Source organism: Niveibacterium sp. 24ML (genome assembly GCF_026586805.1).
Lineage (GTDB): Bacteria > Pseudomonadota > Gammaproteobacteria > Burkholderiales > Rhodocyclaceae > Niveibacterium.
This window is the reverse complement of sequence record NZ_JAPFHA010000002.1, coordinates 140,446-159,341: the sequence shown is the minus strand read 5'-3', so window position 1 is coordinate 159,341 and position 18,896 is coordinate 140,446. Positions and strand designations below refer to the sequence as shown.

At 65.5% G+C, this 18,896-nt stretch carries 17 protein-coding genes; 10 read left to right on the top strand and 7 right to left on the bottom strand.

Features of this window, described 5'->3' with window-relative positions; translation table 11 throughout:
- The first annotated feature begins 4 nt into the window (after positions 1-4).
- Both OPU71_RS02365 and OPU71_RS02360 read left to right on the top strand, forming a co-directional pair.
- Positions 5-3,343, top strand: a complete 3,339-nt coding sequence (locus OPU71_RS02365; protein WP_267724637.1) for a diguanylate cyclase — start codon at positions 5-7, stop codon at positions 3,341-3,343.
- A 54-nt stretch (positions 3,344-3,397) separates the two neighbouring features.
- Positions 3,398-4,567, top strand: coding sequence for a hypothetical protein (locus OPU71_RS02360; RefSeq protein WP_267724636.1), 1,170 nt, complete (start codon positions 3,398-3,400; stop codon positions 4,565-4,567).
- A gap of 11 nt (positions 4,568-4,578) precedes the next feature.
- On the opposite strand, the gene OPU71_RS02355 is transcribed toward OPU71_RS02360, so the two are convergent.
- Complete coding sequence (locus tag OPU71_RS02355) at positions 4,579-6,297, bottom strand: SulP family inorganic anion transporter (protein WP_267724635.1); 1,719 nt, start codon at positions 6,295-6,297, stop codon at positions 4,579-4,581.
- Positions 6,298-6,466: 169 nt separating this feature from the next.
- Here OPU71_RS02355 and OPU71_RS02350 point away from each other — a divergent pair, with 169 nt between their 5' ends.
- Positions 6,467-7,273 carry a hypothetical protein gene (locus OPU71_RS02350; RefSeq protein ID WP_267724634.1) on the top strand — a complete coding sequence of 269 codons (807 nt, stop codon included), beginning with the start codon at positions 6,467-6,469 and terminating at the stop codon, positions 7,271-7,273.
- Positions 7,274-7,276: 3 nt separating this feature from the next.
- On the opposite strand, the gene OPU71_RS02345 is transcribed toward OPU71_RS02350, so the two are convergent.
- Positions 7,277-7,618 (bottom strand): zinc ribbon domain-containing protein YjdM, encoded by a 342-nt coding sequence (locus OPU71_RS02345; RefSeq protein WP_267724633.1) that lies wholly within the window; start codon positions 7,616-7,618, stop codon positions 7,277-7,279.
- 259 nt (positions 7,619-7,877) lie between these two features.
- Here OPU71_RS02345 and OPU71_RS02340 point away from each other — a divergent pair, with 259 nt between their 5' ends.
- A complete protein-coding gene (locus tag OPU71_RS02340; protein ID WP_267724632.1) occupies positions 7,878-8,036 on the top strand; it encodes a hypothetical protein in 159 nt (52 codons plus the stop codon).
- A 230-nt stretch (positions 8,037-8,266) separates the two neighbouring features.
- Here the strand turns inward: OPU71_RS02340 and OPU71_RS02335 are convergent, their stop codons facing one another.
- Positions 8,267-9,073, bottom strand: coding sequence for an alpha/beta hydrolase (locus tag OPU71_RS02335; RefSeq protein ID WP_267724630.1), 807 nt, complete (start codon positions 9,071-9,073; stop codon positions 8,267-8,269).
- 291 nt (positions 9,074-9,364) lie between these two features.
- On the opposite strand from OPU71_RS02335, the gene OPU71_RS02330 reads away from it, so the two are divergent.
- The 3 genes from OPU71_RS02330 to OPU71_RS02320 all read left to right on the top strand — a co-directional run bounded on the left by OPU71_RS02330 (position 9,365) and on the right by OPU71_RS02320 (position 11,711).
- Positions 9,365-9,802, top strand: coding sequence for a VOC family protein (locus OPU71_RS02330; protein WP_267724629.1), 438 nt, complete (start codon positions 9,365-9,367; stop codon positions 9,800-9,802).
- Between the two features lie 204 nt (positions 9,803-10,006).
- Positions 10,007-11,137 carry a class I SAM-dependent methyltransferase gene (locus tag OPU71_RS02325; RefSeq protein ID WP_267724628.1) on the top strand — a complete coding sequence of 377 codons (1,131 nt, stop codon included), beginning with the start codon at positions 10,007-10,009 and terminating at the stop codon, positions 11,135-11,137.
- A gap of 31 nt (positions 11,138-11,168) precedes the next feature.
- Positions 11,169-11,711 carry a hypothetical protein gene (locus OPU71_RS02320; RefSeq protein ID WP_267724627.1) on the top strand — a complete coding sequence of 181 codons (543 nt, stop codon included), beginning with the start codon at positions 11,169-11,171 and terminating at the stop codon, positions 11,709-11,711.
- A gap of 12 nt (positions 11,712-11,723) precedes the next feature.
- Here the strand turns inward: OPU71_RS02320 and OPU71_RS02315 are convergent, their stop codons facing one another.
- Positions 11,724-12,371, bottom strand: coding sequence for a hypothetical protein (locus tag OPU71_RS02315; protein WP_267724626.1), 648 nt, complete (start codon positions 12,369-12,371; stop codon positions 11,724-11,726).
- A gap of 165 nt (positions 12,372-12,536) precedes the next feature.
- Here OPU71_RS02315 and OPU71_RS02310 point away from each other — a divergent pair, with 165 nt between their 5' ends.
- Together OPU71_RS02310 and OPU71_RS02305 are read left to right on the top strand one after the other, a co-directional pair.
- Positions 12,537-14,600, top strand: a complete 2,064-nt coding sequence (locus OPU71_RS02310; protein WP_267724625.1) for a bifunctional 2',3'-cyclic-nucleotide 2'-phosphodiesterase/3'-nucleotidase — start codon at positions 12,537-12,539, stop codon at positions 14,598-14,600.
- Positions 14,597-15,394 (top strand): tetratricopeptide repeat protein, encoded by a 798-nt coding sequence (locus tag OPU71_RS02305; protein WP_267724624.1) that lies wholly within the window; start codon positions 14,597-14,599, stop codon positions 15,392-15,394. Before OPU71_RS02310 ends, OPU71_RS02305 begins: the two co-directional genes overlap by 4 nt.
- Positions 15,395-15,475: 81 nt before the next feature.
- Here the strand turns inward: OPU71_RS02305 and OPU71_RS02300 are convergent, their stop codons facing one another.
- The 3 genes from OPU71_RS02300 to OPU71_RS02290 form a co-directional block, all read right to left on the bottom strand.
- Positions 15,476-15,742: a hypothetical protein gene (locus OPU71_RS02300; RefSeq protein WP_267724622.1), complete on the bottom strand. Its 267-nt coding sequence runs from the start codon at positions 15,740-15,742 to the stop codon at positions 15,476-15,478.
- Positions 15,735-16,205 carry a hypothetical protein gene (locus OPU71_RS02295; protein ID WP_267724621.1) on the bottom strand — a complete coding sequence of 157 codons (471 nt, stop codon included), beginning with the start codon at positions 16,203-16,205 and terminating at the stop codon, positions 15,735-15,737. Before OPU71_RS02295 ends, OPU71_RS02300 begins: the two co-directional genes overlap by 8 nt.
- A 334-nt stretch (positions 16,206-16,539) precedes the next feature.
- Positions 16,540-17,445 (bottom strand): LysR family transcriptional regulator, encoded by a 906-nt coding sequence (locus OPU71_RS02290; protein WP_267724619.1) that lies wholly within the window; start codon positions 17,443-17,445, stop codon positions 16,540-16,542.
- A 208-nt stretch (positions 17,446-17,653) separates the two neighbouring features.
- On the opposite strand from OPU71_RS02290, the gene OPU71_RS02285 reads away from it, so the two are divergent.
- Entirely contained in the window at positions 17,654-18,835 is a 1,182-nt protein-coding gene (locus tag OPU71_RS02285; RefSeq protein WP_267724617.1) for an acyl-CoA dehydrogenase, read from the top strand.
- The last annotated feature ends 61 nt before the right edge of the window (positions 18,836-18,896 follow it).

Below are 18,896 nucleotides of genomic sequence, written 5' to 3'. Positions count from 1 at the left end.
GACGATGCTTCGAAGTTTCCGCTCCACCTTCATGGTGTTCATCCTCGCCGCGGCGCTGGTGCCGGTGCTGCTGGTATCGATACCCTACATCTGGCACGTGTTTTCCAGCACACGCGACAGCGCGGTGACCGAACTTCGCCTCAACGCCGAGCGGCTGGCCACCGAGATCCGCCACCAGCTCAACTTCGCCGCGTCGCGCTTCGTGGATACCAGCCAGGAGAAGGATCTCGCGCTCTCGATCAACAGCCCCTTCTTCGGCAGCCGCGCCACGTTGATTGCCGACGATTTCATCCGCCAGTCACCCATCGTTGCGGCGAACTTCCTGCTCGACCGTGATTACGAGCTGATCGACGTGGTGCCGGAACCGGCCGGCATCGCCGATCTGGCGCCCCTGATCGCCCGGATCAAGGCCGCCATGCCCGAACCGCGCCGCTATCAGGGCAACGGATTCTGGCTTCGCGTCACCGATGCGCGCCTGGCCGACCAGCTGCGGCGCGCGCAGGGCCTGGCCGGCGCGGCGCCCGACAAGCGCCTGCTGGTGATGGTGACGCCGCTCTTCCTCAACCGCTACACGCGCGACAGTGCGCTTGAGGGCATCATGGTCGCCATGGTGCCGCTCGATGGCCTGCAGGCCACGGCGTCCCGCTACCTTGGCAAGGCGCAAACCGTGGCACTGAGTTTCGGCGACGACACCAAGCCGGCGGCCGACGAAGACGTGCAACGCGCGCAGGCCAGGGCCGAGGGCGAAACCGCAGCGGGCAAGCTGCCGCCGATCACCGTGAGCGTGTCAGAGCCGAACAGCGTGCGCTTTGCCAACCTGCGCCGAACGGTGATGTTCCTCTCCATCCTGCTGCTGCTCGCCATGGGCACGCTGGCCTTCGCCGTCACCGCCCTGGGCCGGCGCCTGGGCAGACCGCTGCGCGAACTCGAAGCCCTTGCGCAGGACTACGCCGAGGGCCGCTACACCGCCACCGCCGCACGCCGCAGCTTCGACGAATTCAATCGCGTCTCTGACACGCTGCGTGAAATGGGGCGCCACATTTCCCGCCAGCTTGGCGAGCTGCGCAGCGCCAACGAGCAACTGCAGCGGGCCGACAAGCTCAAGGATGACTTCCTCGCCAATACCTCGCACGAATTGCGCACGCCGCTGCACGGCATCATCGGCATTGCCTCATCGCTGCTTGACGGCGCCGCCGGCGATCTTTCGCCCAAGGTCTTCCGCAACGTGCGCCTGATCGAGCAAAGCGGCAAACGGCTCGAATCCCTGGTCAACGACATCCTCGATTTTTCCAAGATCAAGAACCGGGCGCTGACGCTCGACCTGCGGCCGGTCGAGCTCTCAAGCCTGGTCGATATCGTCTTGTCGCTGCACGAGGCCGCCGCGCGGCGTGCCGGGCTGGCGCTGGTGAACGCCGTCCCCACCGACCTGCCGCCCGCCTGGGCCGACGAGTACCGCCTGCAGCAGGTGCTGCACAACCTGATCGGCAACGCGCTCAAGTTCACGCCCGAAGGCAGCGTCCGCGTCAGCGCCGCCCGCCAGGGCGATCGGCTCTCGCTGTCGGTGGCCGATACCGGCATCGGCATCCCGGCAGACAAGCGGGCGCAGATCTTCGACCCCTTCGCACAGGTGGAAAACTCGCTCACGCGGGGCCATGCCGGCACCGGGCTGGGGCTGTCGATCTCGCGCCAGCTGGTGGAGCTCCACGGCGGCACGCTTGATCTGGAATGCCCGCCCGAAGGCGGCTCCACCTTCACGCTCACGCTGCGCGCGGCCGAAGGCCAGATCCCGATGGACCCGGCCACCGTGCGCCAGCGCCTGCCCGCGGCGACCACGGCCTACATCGAGGAAGACGCTGACGCCGCACCGCCGCCCGACAGCGGCACCCTGCCCCGCCACCAGGCCAGCGTGCTGATCGTTGACGACGAAGCGATCAACCTCGAGATCCTCACCAACTATTTTTACAACGAGCCCTACACCCTGCGCCGCGCCAGCAGCGGCGCCGAAGCGCTTGAGCAGCTCGAAGCCCACGGCCCGGTCGACCTGCTGCTGCTCGATGTGATGATGCCCAAGATGTCCGGCTTCGAGGTGTGCCGCCGGGTGCGCGAGAACCCGCGCTTTGCCGCCACCTCCATCCTGTTCCTCACGGCGCGCGAGCAAGCGCAAGACATACACGAAGGCTTCGCGCTCGGCGCCAACGATTACCTGGTCAAGCCGGTCTCGCGCATCGAACTGCTCACCCGCTGCCGCTACCACATCCACTACGGCCGCGTGAAAAGCGAACTGGCGGCGCTGAATCAGTCGCTCGAACAAAAGGTGGAGACCCGCACGCAAGAGTTGCAGCAAACACTGCAGATCATCCAGCGCAACAGCGACGTCTTCCGCGCCCTGCTGGAGATCAGCATCGAACTGCAAAGCGACGAAGACCCGGTGCAGAACGTCGGCAATTCGCTTGCCCGCCTTGCCACGCTGTACCCGGGGCGCGGCTTTGCGGTGCTGCTGGCCGGCACCGAGGGCACGGTTGCCATCACGCGCGGCATGCCCGCAGCGCTGTCCGGCGAGCTCGAACGCCACGCGGGCGAAGCAGGCAAGGCGCCCGATCTTGCACGCTTGTGGGCCCTTGACACGATTGCCCTTCCCCTTACCGGCCCGCGCCGCATGGCGCTGGGGCAATTGCTGGTGTGGCCGGCGGTGCTTGACCCGCACGAGCGCGAGATCGTGGAGCTGTTCGGACGCCAGCTTTCCGCGATGGCCGCCAACCGCCGCCTGCAAGACGAACTCGAACACATCGCGCTGACCGATTCGCTGACCGGGGCCTTCAACCGCCGCTACTTCGATCAGGTGCTCGAGCAGATCAGCGCGCGGCAGGCCGGCGGCGACACGCGCCAATTCGGCCTGATCTCGATCGACGTCAACGGCCTCAAGACCACCAACGATGCGCACGGGCACGAAGCCGGCGACGCCCTGATCCGGGCCGCCGTCACGCTGATCACCGGCACGCTGCGCCAGAGCGACACGATCTGCCGCATCGGCGGAGACGAGTTCGCCGTGCTGGTGGCCGATGGCTCGCCAGAGGCCTGCGCGCAACTGGCCAACCGGCTCGAAGAGCGGCAACAGGCCGCCACCTGCGAAGTGCCAACACCCGCGGGGCCACTGCGGCTGCCGGTCAGTTTCAGCGTGGGCCACGCTTCGAGCGCCGAAACGCCGCCCGAATCGCTGCAGCGCGTGGCGGACCAACGCATGTACGCCCGCAAGCAAAGCCACTATGCCGGCCGCGACGCTGGCCACCTGGCCGATCCGCACGCCGTCGGGCAGCCCGCGGATGCCGCCGGGCCGGCGCCCTGAGCCAGCGCCAGCACCCCAAGGGTTAAGCTGCCGGCATAAATCCCGGGGATCGCCATGCGTACATCAATCCTGACCCTTGCCCTCTTGCTTGCCGCCTGTGGCGGCGGTGGCGGCGAAACACAGCCGCCCGTCATCGGCGACCCGCCCAGCGGTGGCGGTGGCGGTAGCACCGACAGTGGCAGCGGTGGTGGCAGCACCGGCAGCGGCGGCGCGGTGGTGTGGAACGACACCTACCCCGCGGCCGGTAACCCGGCGGGCGCGTGCGCCGTGCCCGCTGAAGCCGCCGCAGAAGATGCGTCCAAGCCCACCCAGGTCATCGGCGACGGCACACCGGCCAGTTGCACCGGGGCCGCTGTGGTGGCCGCGGTGGCCAAGGGCGGCGTGATCAGCTTCAACTGCGGGGCCGATCCGGTCACGATCACGATGACGCAGCCGGCGCGTATCTTCAACAACACCGGGCCGAAGATCGTCATCGACGGCGGCAACAAGGTCACGCTCAGCGGCGGCGGCAAATCGCGCATCCTCTACATGAACACCTGCGACCCGGATCTGGTCTGGACCACGCCGCACTGCCAGGATCAGGATCACCCGCAGGTGTCGGTGCAGAACATCAGCTTCATCGACGGCAACGCCAGCGGCCTCACCCCTTACGACGGCGGCGGCGCCATCTGGGCGCGTGGCGGGCGACTCAAGCTGGTGAACACGCGCTTCTTCCGCAACCAGTGCGACGCCACCGGGCCCGACGTCGGCGGCGCGGCGGTGCGCGCCTTCAGCCAGTCGCAGAACAAACCGCTGTACGTGGTCAACAGCACCTTCGGCGGCGCCGACGGGCTGGGCAATATGTGCTCGAACGGCGGCGGGCTCTCGTCGATCGGGGTGTCCTACTCCGTCATCAACAGCCTCTTCAGCCACAACAAGGCCATCGGCAACGGCGCCAACCCGGCCCGCAGCGGCACGCCAGGCGGCGGCAGCGGCGGCGCCATCTACAACGACGGCAACACCTTCGATCTGGCACTGTGCGGTACCCGCATCGCCAACAACACCGCCAACGAAGGCGGCGGCGCCATCTTCTTCGTCAGCAACGACCGCAGCGGCACGCTCTCGATCACAGACTCGGTACTCAGCCAGAACCCCAGCGCCGGCTTCGAAACTGCCGGCTACCCGGGCATTTTCTACCTCGGGCTTGGCGCGCCCAAAGTCAGCGGATCAACGCTCAGCCAGTAGCCCAGCCGCTTTCAGATCACGAAGTCCGCCGCATCGCCCCCACGCAGCGCCAGCATTGCGGCGTGGGTGGACAGATGCACCGCACCGCTGAGTTCATCGAGAAAGCCGCTGTGGCGCAGGCGGTCCATCACCGGGCCCTTGACCTCGGCCAGGTGCAGGCTCACGCCCTGGGCGGCGAGGCCGTGGTTCAGATCACGCAGGCCTTGCAGTGCCGACACGTCGATTGCATTCACCGCCGAGAGCACCAGCAGCACGCTGCGGGTGTCCGGCCGTTCGCGCAGCACGCCGACGATGCTGCCGAACACGAAGCGGAAATTGGCGAAGTACAGGCTTTCGTCCACCCGCAAGGCGAGTACGCCGGGCTGCATTTGCACCGTGTAGCGCAGGCGGTTGCGATAGTGCTCGCTGCCGGCCACCCGCCCCAGTTCGGCCACATGTGGCTGGCTTGTGCGCCACACGAACAAGGCCAGCGATAGCGTCACGCCGAGCATCACCGCATCCACCACACCAAGTGCCAGCACGCCCAGGCCGGTGGCAATGAAGATCCAGGCGTCGGCGCGTTCGTAGCGCCAGGCAAGGCGCAGCAAGGAAAGATCAACGAGCGGAATCACCGCCACCACAATCGTCGCAGCCAGCGCCGCGAGCGGCAGTTTGGCAAACACGCCGGACGCAGCCAGCAACACCAGCAGCATCCACACCGCCGCCAGCAGGCCCGCCAGTTGGGTGCGCGCGCCGGCCAGTTCGTTCGCGGCGGATCGGCTGAAGCTGGCCGAAACCGGGAAGCCGCCGGTAACCCCGGCCGCCACGTTCGCCACTCCGAGCGCGATCAGTTCGCGGTTGGCGTCCACATTTTCACGGCGCTTGAAGGCCAGCATCTGCGCAATCGAGTAACTGTCGATGAAGCCAATCAGCGCAATCGCGCCAATCGCCGGCAGCATGGGCAGCAGCGCGCTCCACGCCACCGGCGGCCAGGCCAGTGGCGGCGCTCCGGCGGGCAGTTGCCCGACCAGACGCAAGGGCAGCGCCCCCAGCGACACGGCTACCGCCGCCAGCACCATCACCAGAATCGGCGCCGCCTTGGCCAGCAGATCGGCCGGCGTTTCCCCCAGCCCGATACGGCGCAAGAGCGCGCGCAACCACTTCCGGCAGGCCAACAGCGCCAGCAGCGTGCCAGCGGAAACCGCCGGCGCCGCCCAGTCGATGCCGTGCCGCGCAGCCCAGATGCCCTCTACGATCGCCACCGCGCTGGCGCCATGACTTGGCACCCCCAGCAAGTTGGGGATCTGGGTCAGCAGGATCAGCACCGCCGAGCCACAGACAAAGCCCCCCACCACCGAAGACGACAGAAAGTTGGCAATGAAGCCGAAGCGCAGGCTGCCCAGCGCCACGCGCAAGAGGCCCGAATACAACGCCAGCGCAGCCGCCACCGCGGCGTACTGGGCGGGTGCGAGTTGCGCCATGCCGGCAATGACCGCCGCCGTCATCAGGGCAGGCAGCGCCGCCGGGCCCACCGACAAGGCGGCACTGCTGCCGAACAGGGCGTAGCAGATAGCCGGTGCGATGCTCGCGTACAAGCCCGCCTGGGGCGGCTGCCCGGCCAGCAGCGCATAGGCCAGCCCCTGCGGCACCAGAAAGATGATCAGGGTGACGCTGGCCACCAAGTCGTGCGACAGATCCGCGCGCCGATAGTGGCGCAGCCAGCCCAGCATCGCTTGTGTACTGCCCGTCATGCACGCTCCTTGGCGCAGCAAGGCGCCCGGCATTCCTTGATTTGCCCGTCGCCGCCCGCTGGGCGACGAAGGCACGCATTGCGGTAGGCCGCCTCAGGGTCTATTCATCAAGCAGGCCCCGCGCATGCGCGGCCAGCCGCGAATCGCCATCACCGCACCGGAGCCCCACATGCCCAGCATCCCACTGACCGACAGCCTGCGTCGCGAATACGAAACCCTGTTCAACAGCAGTCTGATCCGCAGCGATCGTGCCGCGCAAGTCGAACAGTTAATCAGCGCCATCGTCGCGAACAAGGCGCGGTATCAGGCTGTCAGCGCAGCGAGCGGTGTGCCGTGGGCCTTCATCGCCGCCGTGCACACCATGGAAGCGAGCGCCAGCTTCAGCAAGCACCTGCACAACGGCGATCCGCTAACCGCACGCACAATCCAGGTACCTGCGGGGCGCCCGAAATCCGGCAACCCGCCCTTCACCTGGGAGGCGAGCGCGATCGACGCAATCGCCCTCAAGGGCCTCAGCACCCAGACGGACTGGAGCCTGGCCGGCACGCTCTACCAGCTTGAGCGCTACAACGGCTGGGGCTATCGCCTCAACCACCCGCATGTGCTGACGCCCTACTTGTGGAGCTATTCCAACCACTACCGCAGCGGCAAGTATGTGGCCGACGGTACCTGGTCAGACACCGCCGTTTCAAAGCAATGCGGCGCCGCCGTGATGCTGCGCCGCATGGCCGAAAGCGGCATCATCGAGTTCCACGACCAGCCGGCCCCGGCCCCCGACGCACCGCCACTGGTCGTCGCACTCTCGAACACCCGCCCCGACGATCCGGCAATGGCGGCGCGGGTGGAAGACCTGCAACGCTGGCTCAACACCTTCCCCGGCGTATTCGTAAAGGTGGATGGCGTACCCGGCAAACGCACATCGGAAGCCTACAAGAAGGTCACCGGCAGCTACCTGCCCGGCGACCCACGCAGCTGAAATTCAGGCCTTGCGCACGAACTCAGACTTGAGCGACATCGCGCCCACACCGTCGATCTTGCAGTCGATGTCGTGATCGCCATCGACCAGGCGGATGTTCTTCACCTTGGTGCCCACCTTCACCACCAGCGATGAACCCTTGACCTTCAGATCCTTGATCACGGTCACCGAATCGCCATCCTGCAGCACGTTGCCGTTCGCATCCTTCACCACACGCGCAGCCTCCACCACCTCGGCCGCGGCGCTGGCAGACCACTCATGCGCGCACTCCGGGCAGATGTACATGCCGTTGTCTTCGTAAGTGAATTCGGACTTGCATTGGGGGCAGTTCGGCAATGTGCTCATGAGGGGTCTTTCTACTTCTTCAAACAACGGTGAATCGAATTCGATCTCTCCGCCGGCCAGTGCGCAGCCGCGTCGGGACGAATGAGGGCGCGGGATCATCCTGCGAAAGGCCGGCATTCTACGCCTGTGCGCGGCGCGGCCTTTGCGCCATACCGCAAGCGGAACTCGAATGCCACTCGATACGGCAGAGCGCCTGCCTCGCTTCGCTGCGGCGCCCCCATCCACCACGCAATGTGATAGGCCCCTCGCGCAAGCGCTGATGGTGATCGTGCCCAAGGAAAAGCGAGCCGAAGTCGAAACGGGGATCGAGAACATGGACATTGGTGCTTTGAAAGCCGCCCAGCCCGGGCGGCCTCTGCGGGTCACCAATGGCGTCGAGACATTTAACTCAACAGCTATTCTCCGCGCGAGCAAATGACCAGCACAGCACGCCGCATCTGGGTGAATCGCCTCGGCGCCAACCTGCAGGCTCACCCCACGCCCTACACAACAGCCAACACTCGAGGCGCTGCTGATGCAGTGGCTGTGGAAATTGGTGCTGTTACGGTTGGCTTCGACTCAGCGTGAGAACGGTTCCGCTGACCGCCCCCTCTGCCGAGCGCCAACGCGCACGATATCCGCCAGCACATCCGGCTGACCTCCGAAACCTCAGTTGGTCGGGTAGAGCGTGTCGATCGCTCGCCGGAATGAAGGCAGGTTCATTTCTCCGTGACTCATGTTGAACGCCTCGTAGCGCAAGACCAGGCCACTGTAGTTACGCTCGACGAGTAGATCCCTGAATGGTTCGACCCAGCGGACGTTGGCCTCGCCGCCTTGTGTCGCGCTGAAGAGGAACAAGTTCACAGGTAGCGACGCGGTACGCGTGGAGAGCGTCTGCTCGAGCCCTGCGACAACGTCTTCCTGAAACCAGAAGCTACCGTCTTGCGACACATAGTTGGCAAAGCGCCGCTGCGCCGGGTCTTCAAGCATCATCACCAACGCAGTAAATAAACCACCCATCGAATGCCCGACCAGGGTGCGGCGGGTAGGATCGATGCGGTACTTTGCCTCTACGGTCGGCAAGACCTGATCGATCAGAAATCGGTAGTGCGCCTGGGCGCCTGGCATTGAATAGTCGAGTGTGCGCCGACCGAGTGCTTGGACGTCACCGTTTCCGACCCCGACAAGGATCACCTGCTTTCCAGCGCGGAACAACGCATCGCTGAAGCCAGAAAACGTCCATTCCGCGTCCATCACATAAACCACTGGGTAGGCGGTGGTGCTCGTCTGGTAGCCGGGTGGCAGATGAACGTAAATCGGGTAGGTGAACGGCGACGGGCCGGACTTGATCATCGACGAACACTCGATGGTCGGCTGGGTATTCGGATCAACCGGTTCCCCACCGCCTCCACCGCATCCCGCGAGCAGTGCCACATAGATCGCCAGCAAGCCGAACCGGAACCAACCAAAAGTCATGTGCCCCCTCCCATCGCTTCTTCGATTGATGAAGGAGCGTGACACTATCTCCCTCACGGCAGACCCACACGTAGCCAATTGCACATCCCATGGCGAACACGCGTCAGCAGTGTTCTAGAGTTTGAGCTTGCTCAATCGGGGCAGCACTACAAGGCCGACCGTGCAAACAAGTCGTTCTACCCGCACTGAACCACCACCCCCACCCGGTTTACTACTTAACGCCGCGAACACACTTGCCACGCGCCAACGAGCACGGAAAACTCGAACCACCCGCCCATCACCGTGACCGCCATGCCCGAAATCACCGGCTTCGACCACCTCTACCTGTCCGTTTCGAACCTTGCTCGCGCCGAGGCCTTTTACGACCGCGCAATGGCCGTGCTTGGGTTTCACAAGAACCGCTTCGAGTTGGGCGTCGAGGCCCATGTGCAGTATTACAACCGGCACTTCGGCCTGGTGCTCCGCCCGGCACGCTTCGCGAACGCGCATGAACCCTACGCGCCGGGGCTGCACCATGTCTGCCTGCGGGTTGATTCGATCGATGATGTGATGAGCGCCAGCCGCGAATTGCGTGCTGCCGGCATTCCCGCGAGCGATGCGGCCTTGCACACTGCCTACGCTCCCGACTACTGGGCCACCCACTTCCACGACCCCGACGGCATTCACTTCGAAATCACCAACTATCGCGCCGAGCGACGTGCCCGGCACGACAACTGGCCGCTCGCCTGAGCGCCGGCGAGCCCTGCCCGCTCGCGGCAGCGGGCAGGTCGTCCTTCGGCGCCAGGCATCGCGGCAAAGGCTTGCGGCGCATCAGGGCTGCGTGACGATGTCGGCGCGCCGGCCCCCGCCCGGGCGCCGGACAGTCTATCCTTCAGCCCTTCGCCCATTCACGCATTCGCAGTGGGCGGCATCAAACACAGAACAGGTAGCCCCGTGAGCGATTTTCCAAGAGTTGAATGGACTGAAGCCAACGCCGCGCAGAGCGCGCGCTGGCGTTCGGAAGCCGGCGTTGCGCCGCCCAAGCGGGTCGTGATCATCGACGACACGACCAACGCCGACGCCGCCTTCAAGCTGGCCTGCGAAGGCACTGCCATGCTCTACCGCGGCGACTTTCAGAACGCTCGCCTGTTGCTGCAGGCCATGGCGCGCCGCGCCGACCGCAGCAAGAAGGCCAAGCCGGCCAAATCGAGCACCGAAGCCTTCCACCTGCACCGCATGGCGCAGGCGCAACGCGCCCGCACCCTCGGCATGCTTTTGATCCCGTTCGAGGCGGGCCATCTGATCCCGCTGCGCCGCGCGCCGGATGTGGCCGAGGCCTGCGGCGAAGCCTACGGCCCCGCCAACGAAGCCTACCTTGCATCGCTGCGCGAACTGCAAGGCCTGATCGGCGCGCACGAGTGGCGCAAGAAAGGGGTCGAGATTCCTGCGCTGGGCACGCGCGTGTATCCGCACTACGGGGTGTTTTCGCCGGTGCGTGGCGAGTATGTGGACCTGGTTGCGCGCGTACCGCTGCCGGTGAGCAACAAGTCGCTGGCCTTCGATATCGGTACCGGTACCGGCGTGCTGGCCGCGATGCTCGCCAAACGTGGCGTGGATCGCATCGTTGCGACCGAACAGGATCCACGTGCGATCGACTGCGCAAACGAGAACATGCAGCGCATGGGCTTTGCCGGCCGCGTCGAGGTAATCAAGGCAGACATGTTCCCGCCCGGCAAGGCGCCGCTGGTGGTGTGCAACCCGCCCTGGGTGCCCGCCAAGCCCAGCTCGCCGATCGAGCACGCCGTCTACGATCAGGATAGCCGGATGCTGCGCAGCTTCCTCACCGGCCTTGCCGAGCACCTGGAGCCCAAGGGCGAAGGCTGGCTGATCCTCTCGGACCTTGCCGAGCACCTGGGCCTGCGCACCCGTGAGCAACTGACCGAATGGATCGAATCGGCCGGCCTGAAAGTGGCGGGCCGCGAAACGATACGCCCACGCCACGGCAAGGCCAGCGACCCGGATGACCCGCTGCACCAAGCCCGCTCGGCCGAGGTGACCACGCTGTGGCGCCTGACCCACGCCTGAAACACGCCTGACGACCCGACGGAGCCCCGAGATGAAACGCACCCTCGCCGCCGCCCTGCTCAGCCTGTGCGCATTTGCCGTGCAGGCCGGGCAAACCGAATCCGCCAACACCGACTTCCTCGCCAACGCGGAAGGCGAATGGGCGGGCACGCTCACCTACAAGGACTACAACCACCCCGACAAACGGGTCACGCTGCCGACCATGCTTTTCGTGGCCCGCACCGCGCCGGACGAGATTGCGATGCACTACGTGTTCGACGATGGCCCCGGCAAGATCGTGCACGCCTACGAGCGCATCCGCTTCGATCTGGCGAACAACCGGGCCAGCTGGGTCAGTGGCCCCAAGGGTGAATCCGCCCGCGACTACCGCATCAGCGCCCGTGCGCTTGACGGCAACACCTTCCGCATCACGCTGGACCGCGGCGAACGCAACGAAAAGGATGAACCGGTGCGCCTGCGCTACGAGCTGGCTTTCGATCCACACGGGCTGAACTTCCTGCACGAAGACGCCACCGGCGCCACCCCACTCGCCTTCCGCAACCGCTACCAGCTGGAGCGGCGCAGCCGGAAGTGAAGCCGGGCCGGGTCAGAACAGCCCGGCTTTTTGCGCCGCGTCGGCCTGGATCTTCGCCAGCTCAGCGAGCTGTCCGTTGAGATTGTCCGACGGCGGCGCAACCGCCTTGGCGGACCAGGCCACCCGGCCATCGGCGGCCATGTAGATGGAACTCTCGGCGCCGTAGGCGGTGCTCACCGAAGCGCCGCCCACCGGCATCGAGATGCCGATACCGCCCGCCCCACCTCCACCACCGCCCCAGCTCCCGCCGCCAAATCCGAAACTGATCGACGGGCCGGGCGACACGTAAGACGCATCGGGTGCCGCGATCACGTGGAGGACCGCCATCGCGCCGACCGATCGCGCCAGCGGCACCAGCGCCGCCACCACGGCATCGCGCTCGCCGCCGAATGCGGCGCGGCCCTTCGCGCCCTCGCTCACCACGCCGCGCGCGGCAAGCTGCGCCACGAACATGTCTTCGCAGCTGCGCTGGATCGACAATTCCGCCGCCTGGCACGCCACCAGCACCTTGGCGCCCCGCAGGGGGCTTGCCCCAAGCGCCGGGTCTACCCACTGTGAGTTGATCTTCGTGCTGGCGCAGCCGGCCAACAGGGCGCCAGCCACGGCAACACCGCTCAGTTGAAAAACCGGTGACTTGGGTATTGCTCGAATCGCTTGCATGGCGGGCTCCTTGGCAACGGGCACTGAGGTTACCGCAGTGCGCAGCGCGGCGAAATGCCAAGGCTGGCCGCAAGGTCGGCGAAACGCGACATCTCCATAAATCCTTAATTCGCGCGCAATACTGCCCGGGCATGTTTGTCGGTTTTCGCTCACAAGGTGATCCAGATGCAAAACCGCTTCGGCTTCCTGACCGGTGGCTGCCTTTCCATTTTCCTGCTTGCCGCCTGCGGCAACGACACCAGCCCCGCAGCGCTGACTCAAGCGACGCCGGCGCCGGCGCCGGCACCTTCGATCGAAAAGGGCACAGCCGCCACGCTGGCGCTGCTGGAGACCACCGATCTGCACACCAACGTGCTCAGCTACGACTACTTCAAGCTCGCCGAAGACAAGTCCTTCGGCTTCGAGCGGGTCGCGACGCTGATCAAGAACGCGCGAGCCGAGTTCCCGAACACGCTGTTGCTCGACAACGGCGACACGATTCAAGGCACCGCATTGGCTGACTACCAGGCCCAGGTGGCACCGATCGCTTGCGGCACCACGCTGGCGATGTACAAGGTGATGAACACGATGGGCTACGACGGTGGCGGCATCGGCAACCACGAGTTCAACTACGGCCTGCCTTACCTGAACCAGGTCACCGGCAACAAGTTCAACGTCGAAGGCCTGCCCGATCCGGCCAAACAGACGGCCTGCGCCGGCCCCGCCTTCCCGCAGGTGCTCGCCAACGTGTTGAGCGTGAAGAGCAAGGAGCCGCTGTTCCAGCCCTACACGATCCTGACCCGCGAACTGAAGGCCAAAACGGCGGATGGCAAGGAAGTCACCGCGCCGATCAAGGTCGGCATCATCGGCTTCACGCCGCCGACCATCCTGTCGTGGGACAAGCGCTGGCTCGACGGCAAGGTCTACACCGCCGGCATCAAGGAACAGGCCGAGAAGTACATCCCCGAGATGCGCGCCAAGGGCGCCGATCTGGTGGTGGTGATCTCGCACGGCGGGCTGGATAACTCGGCCTACTCGCCGACGATGGAAAACGCCAACTACTACGTGTCGCAGGTCGCGGGCGTCGATGCGATGCTGATCGGCCACTCGCACCAGATCTTCCCGAACGCGACCAGCACGGTGCCGCAGTTCAACCTGCCCGGCGTCGACAAGGTCAATGGCACCGTGAACGGCGTGCCGACAGTGATGGCGAATTACTGGGGCAAGCACCTTGGCGTGATCAAACTCGAACTGGCCCACGACGGCAAAGCCTGGGTGGTCGACAAAGCCAAGACCAAAGTGGAAACGCGCTCGATCCAGAATGCAGACAAGACCTACGTCGCGGCTGAACCGAGTATCGCCGCCGCCGTGGCAGCCGAACACCAGGCCACGATCGACTATGTGAAGACGCCGATCGGCTCAACCGACTTCCAGATGACGAGCTACTTCGCCGATGTCGGCGAAGTCGGCGCCATCGAACTGGTGAATCAGGCCCAAGCGGACTATGTGGCGAAGTATGTGAAGGCCAACCTGCCGGCCTATGCAACGCTGCCGGTACTGTCGGTCAGCGCGCCGTTCAAGAGCGGTTTTGGCGGCGGCAATGACTACACCGATGTCGCACAAGGCAACGTGGCGATCAACAATGCCGCCGACCTCTACCTTTACCCGAACACGATCTACGCGGTGAAGGTGAGCGGCGACAATATCAAGGCCTGGCTCGAAACCGCGGCCAAACGCTTCAACCAGATCGACCCGGCCAAGACTACCGAGCAAGCACTGATCAGCAGCTTCCCCGGCTACAACTTCGACATGTTCACCAGTGCTGACATCTCGTATGAGATCGACGTCACTCAGCCGGTCGGCAGCCGCATCAAGAACCTGAGCTACAAAGGCGCAGCGATTGTTGGCACGCAGGAGTTCATCGTCGCGACGAACAACTACCGCGCCAGCGGCGGCGGCAACTTCCCCGGCCTGGACGGCAGCAAGACCATCCTCGCCGCGCCGGACGCCAACCGCGACGTGCTGATCGCCTACATCAAGTCGGTCAAGGCGGTGACCCGCGCCGCCAACGGATCGGATCGCAGCTGGAAGTTCACCAAGGTGCCAACCGCCGGCCCGGTGATTTTCAACTCGTCGGCCGGGAAGCTGGCAATCGCCACTGCCGCAGGGCTCACCAATGTTTCGCTGCTGCGCGCCGATGAAGGCAGCGGCAAGAACCTGTCGGTTTACGCGCTGGATCTGTCGAAATGATCGCAATGGCCGTGACGCGAACTTTACGCACGCGGCCCGGCGTCCAGAAGGCGCTTGCAAGCGCGGCGCTCGCTGCCGCGCTTGCGGGCGTGGGCGGTGCGGCATGGAACAACCATGCCGCCCACATGCCGGATGCCGCCACCATCGCAGTGCTTGCCCAACAGGCGGGGCCCGGGCGCGACGCAAAAGCCGAACAAGTCCTGCGCCAATTCGCCGAGTCGTCAAAACGCGCATCCGTGCAGCGCGAGTTGGGCGAAGCGCTGCTTACGCGCAACACGCCACGCGACTTCGCCGAAGGCATTGTGTGGCTTGAAAAGGCGGCAGAACAAGGCGACGCCGATGCCAGCATGGCGCTTGGCAAGCTGCGCTTTCTGGGTACACCGTTTCTCGCGCAAGACTATCCGCGCGCCTATCGTTACTTCGCGGCCGCTGGCGCGCAAGGCCACGCTGGCGCTGCCTACTACCTGGGGCTGATGCTGCGAAGCGGTTACGGCGTGCGCGAAAACCGCGCGGCTGCCGCACGCTGGTTCGCCCTCGCCGCGGAGAAGAATTCCGCCGCCGCTATGTTCATGCTCGCCAACGCCTACCGCGAAGGCGACAGCGTGCCTCGCGACGAAGCGCGCGCCCGGGAACTTTACGAAGAGGCCGCAGAGTTGGAACTGCCCGAGGCAATCCAAACCCTTGCAATGGCCTATCGCAACGGCGAGCTCGGATTAGCGCAAGACGAAATGCAGGCGCGACACTTCACCCAGGAAACCGCGCACGCGCTCAAGCACCCTGCGCTCACCCCCTAGCCCCCGCCCGCAGTGACCGCGCAGCATGCCTCTGCAGGCACTGCGCCAAGCGCTGCGAAGCACCGGACCCGACGCTCGCGGTTAGCGCGCTGCGCCGGGCGCCAGCACCTGCCGCAAACGCTCGGTCACATGCGCCAGCTCGGTCTTGCGCACGCGCGAACCATCGCCGAGGGCCTGAAGGGCTTCAAGTGCTTCACTGACGGCGCTTTCGAGCTGGGCCTCGCGGCTGGAATCCTGCACCAGGTAGAGCGGCTTCCAGTTGGCACTGTTGGACGCGCTGGGGCGTTGCAGTTCGACACGGCGGCCAACGCCAGACCAGTACCAGGCAACGGGGATGGGCTTATTCATCGTCGTACTCCTGCACAACAATGCCCAGACGTCGCACGGCTGCGCCGGGCAAGGTGGCGAGCGCACCATCCACCCGCGTTGCCGCAGCGAAGGCGGCCACGCACTGGCGCGCGGCTTCGAGCAGGCGGCGTTCGCGGTCGGCCGGCATCGGCGCTTCGTACAGCGGCACGATGTCGCAGTCGAATTCGCGCGCATGCGCCAAAGCCTCGGTGGCGTCGAAAAGGGTGAGCGTCTCTACATGGCGCCGGTTGCGCGGCACCAGCTTCCAGGCAGAAGGGGTAGCTGCTCGAACCCCCTGCATGCAGGCATTGACGGATTCACACTCGGCGCGAATCACGCACAAGGCAGCCTGGGTTGCTTCCAGTTCAGCGGCCAGCGAAGGCGCAGCGCATGAGCCGCAGGACGAAACACGGGGCTCGTTGGCAGTGGGCGCAATTCGCCCGATGACAGATCGTATGTTCATGATGATCCTCGGTGAGTCTTGGCGGCGCCGAAAGGTCATGACTTCCGGTTCGCCAGCTTCGCCACATCGCGCTTGATCGACGCGGCGCCTGCCAAGGCTTGAGCAAGAGTCAGGCCGAAAATCCACCGAAGAACGATTTCTCACAATTCGCGCGACACCGCCGCAAAGCCTTGCGGCGCAAGGGCTTCACATACAGCTAGAACGCTGCGACGCAGAGGCGCGCATGGTGAATGTACGACCCGCGCCCCACGATTGTGCGGCGCACCAATCGTTTGCCCTGCAAGAGCGCGCGTCAGGGGAAAATTCGGGTCGCGCGGCGCGCCAGTCCGGGTGTTCAGGGCGCCGTGGAAGGCGACGGTGCCAGTTCGCCCGCAAGCCAGTTCCTGAAGACGCGCATCACGGCCCCCTCGCCGCTGCCTTCGGGCCACACCAGCCAATAGGCGCGGCCGTCGTCCAGTTGCGGTTCGGCGGCGCGCACCAGGCGCCCGCTTGTCAGTTCGTCTTCGATCAGCAATGGCGGAATCAAGGCGACCCCGCCGCCACAGATGGCGGCCTCTGCGAGCATTGAAAACAGCTCGTATCGCGGGCCGGCAAGGTCGCCCGCAACGCTCACCCCACACGCGGCAAACCAGTGCCGCCAAGCGTAGGGGCGGGTGCTTTGCTGCAACAGCGGCAGCGCGGCGATTGCCGCCGGCGAACACGGGGCCGCCCCACCCAGGAGCGCCGGACTTGCGACGGCAATCGAGGTTTCGGCCATCAGGCGATCCGCTTCGGTGCCCGGCCAGGGCGCCAAGGCAGCGGTGATGGCGGCGTCGAGCCCTGAATCTTCAAACAGGAACGGGCGGGTACGTACGGAGAGGTTCACCGTGATGTCGGGATGCGCGGCGTGAAACCGCACCAGGCGTGGCACCAGCCAGCGCGTTGCAAAGCTCGGCACGACACCGAGTTCGAGCGTACCGCCCAAGCCCCGCCCGGCCATCAGTTCAAGCGTGTCACGCTCGACGGCGTCAAGTCGGCCGCTGATCTGCCGGCCGTAACGTTCGCCCGCTTCGGTCAGCAGCACCCCGCGCCGCGCCCGCCGAAACAGCGCCACGCCGAGGAATGCCTCCAGACTCGCGATCTGGCGACAGATCGCGCTCTGCGTCAGCGCCAGCTCTTCGCCGGCCTTGGTGAAGGAGAGGTGGCGCGCGGCGGCCTCGAAGGCAAGCAGTGCAGCGGTAGACGGAATTCTGCGGCGCATGAACTCAGACTCGAAGTGCAATCCACGCAACTATGCCACCAATCAGAAGCGGAATTTTTGTCTCGGAGTGCGCTAATCGCACAACAAGTTGAGCACAAAGCGTTTGCCGCTGCCTTGCCTGCGCGGCAAGATGCACGCCTCAGAATGCAGCGCTGCGCTTGCCGGGGGGCATGCGTCAAAGCGCTGCCCGCACCAAACGGAGACCATCATGGCCCAAGCCGCCCGCTTCAACGCCGACGATCCGCTGCTGCTCGACCTGCAACTCACCGAAGAAGAACGCATGGTGCGCGACACCGCACAGGCCTACGCGCAAGATCGCCTGCTGCCGCGGGCAACCGAAGCCTTCCGCCATGAGCAGACCGACATCGCGATCTTCCGCGAGATGGGCGAACTCGGGCTGCTGGGCGCCACGATTCCGCCCGAGTACGGTGGCGCCGGGTTGGACTACGTCGCCTACGGCCTCATCGCGCGCGAGATCGAACGCGTCGATTCCGGCTACCGCTCGATGATGAGCGTGCAGAGTTCGCTGGTGATGCTGCCGATTCACGAGTTCGGCAACGAGGCCACGCGCCGCAAGTACCTGCCCAAGCTCGCGACTGGCGAGTGGATTGGCTGCTTCGGCCTGACCGAACCGAACCACGGCTCCGACCCCGGCAGCATGATCTGCCGCGCGCGCAAAGTCGAAGGCGGTTACAGCCTCTCGGGCAGCAAGATGTGGATCACCAACTCGCCGATCGCCGATGTGTTCGTGGTGTGGGCGAAGGACGACGAAGGCAAGATCCGCGGCTTCGTGCTGGAGAAGGGCTGGAAGGGCCTCACGGCGCCGGCGATCCACGGCAAGGTCGGCCTGCGTACCTCGATCACCGGCGAGATCGTGATGGACGAGGTCTTCGTGCCCGAGGAAAACGCCTTCCCCGAGGTACGCGGTCTCAAGGGCCCCTTCACCTGCCTCAACTCGGCGCGCTACGGCATCGCCTGGGGCGCGCTGGGTGCGGCGGAAGACTGCTTCGCCCGCGCGCGCAGCTATGTGCTCGAACGCAAGCAGTTCGACCGCCCGCTCGCCGCCAACCAGCTGATCCAGAAGAAGCTCGCCGACATGCTCACCGAGATCAGCCTCGGCCTGCAGGGCTGCCTGCGCCTGGGCCGCATGAAGGAAGACGGCACGGCCTGCGTGGAGCTCACCTCGATCATGAAGCGCAATTCCTGCGGCAAGGCGCTGGACATTGCACGGCTCGCGCGCGACATGATGGGCGGCAACGGCATCAGCGACGAATTCGGCGTCGCCCGCCACCTCGTTAACCTCGAAGTGGTGAACACCTACGAAGGCACCCACGACGTGCATGCGCTGATCCTCGGCAGGGCAATCACCGGCATTCAGGCGTTTTGCTGAACTGAAGAATCCTCACCACGAAGGCACAAAGCGACACGAATGGCCGCAAAGAAAATCCAAA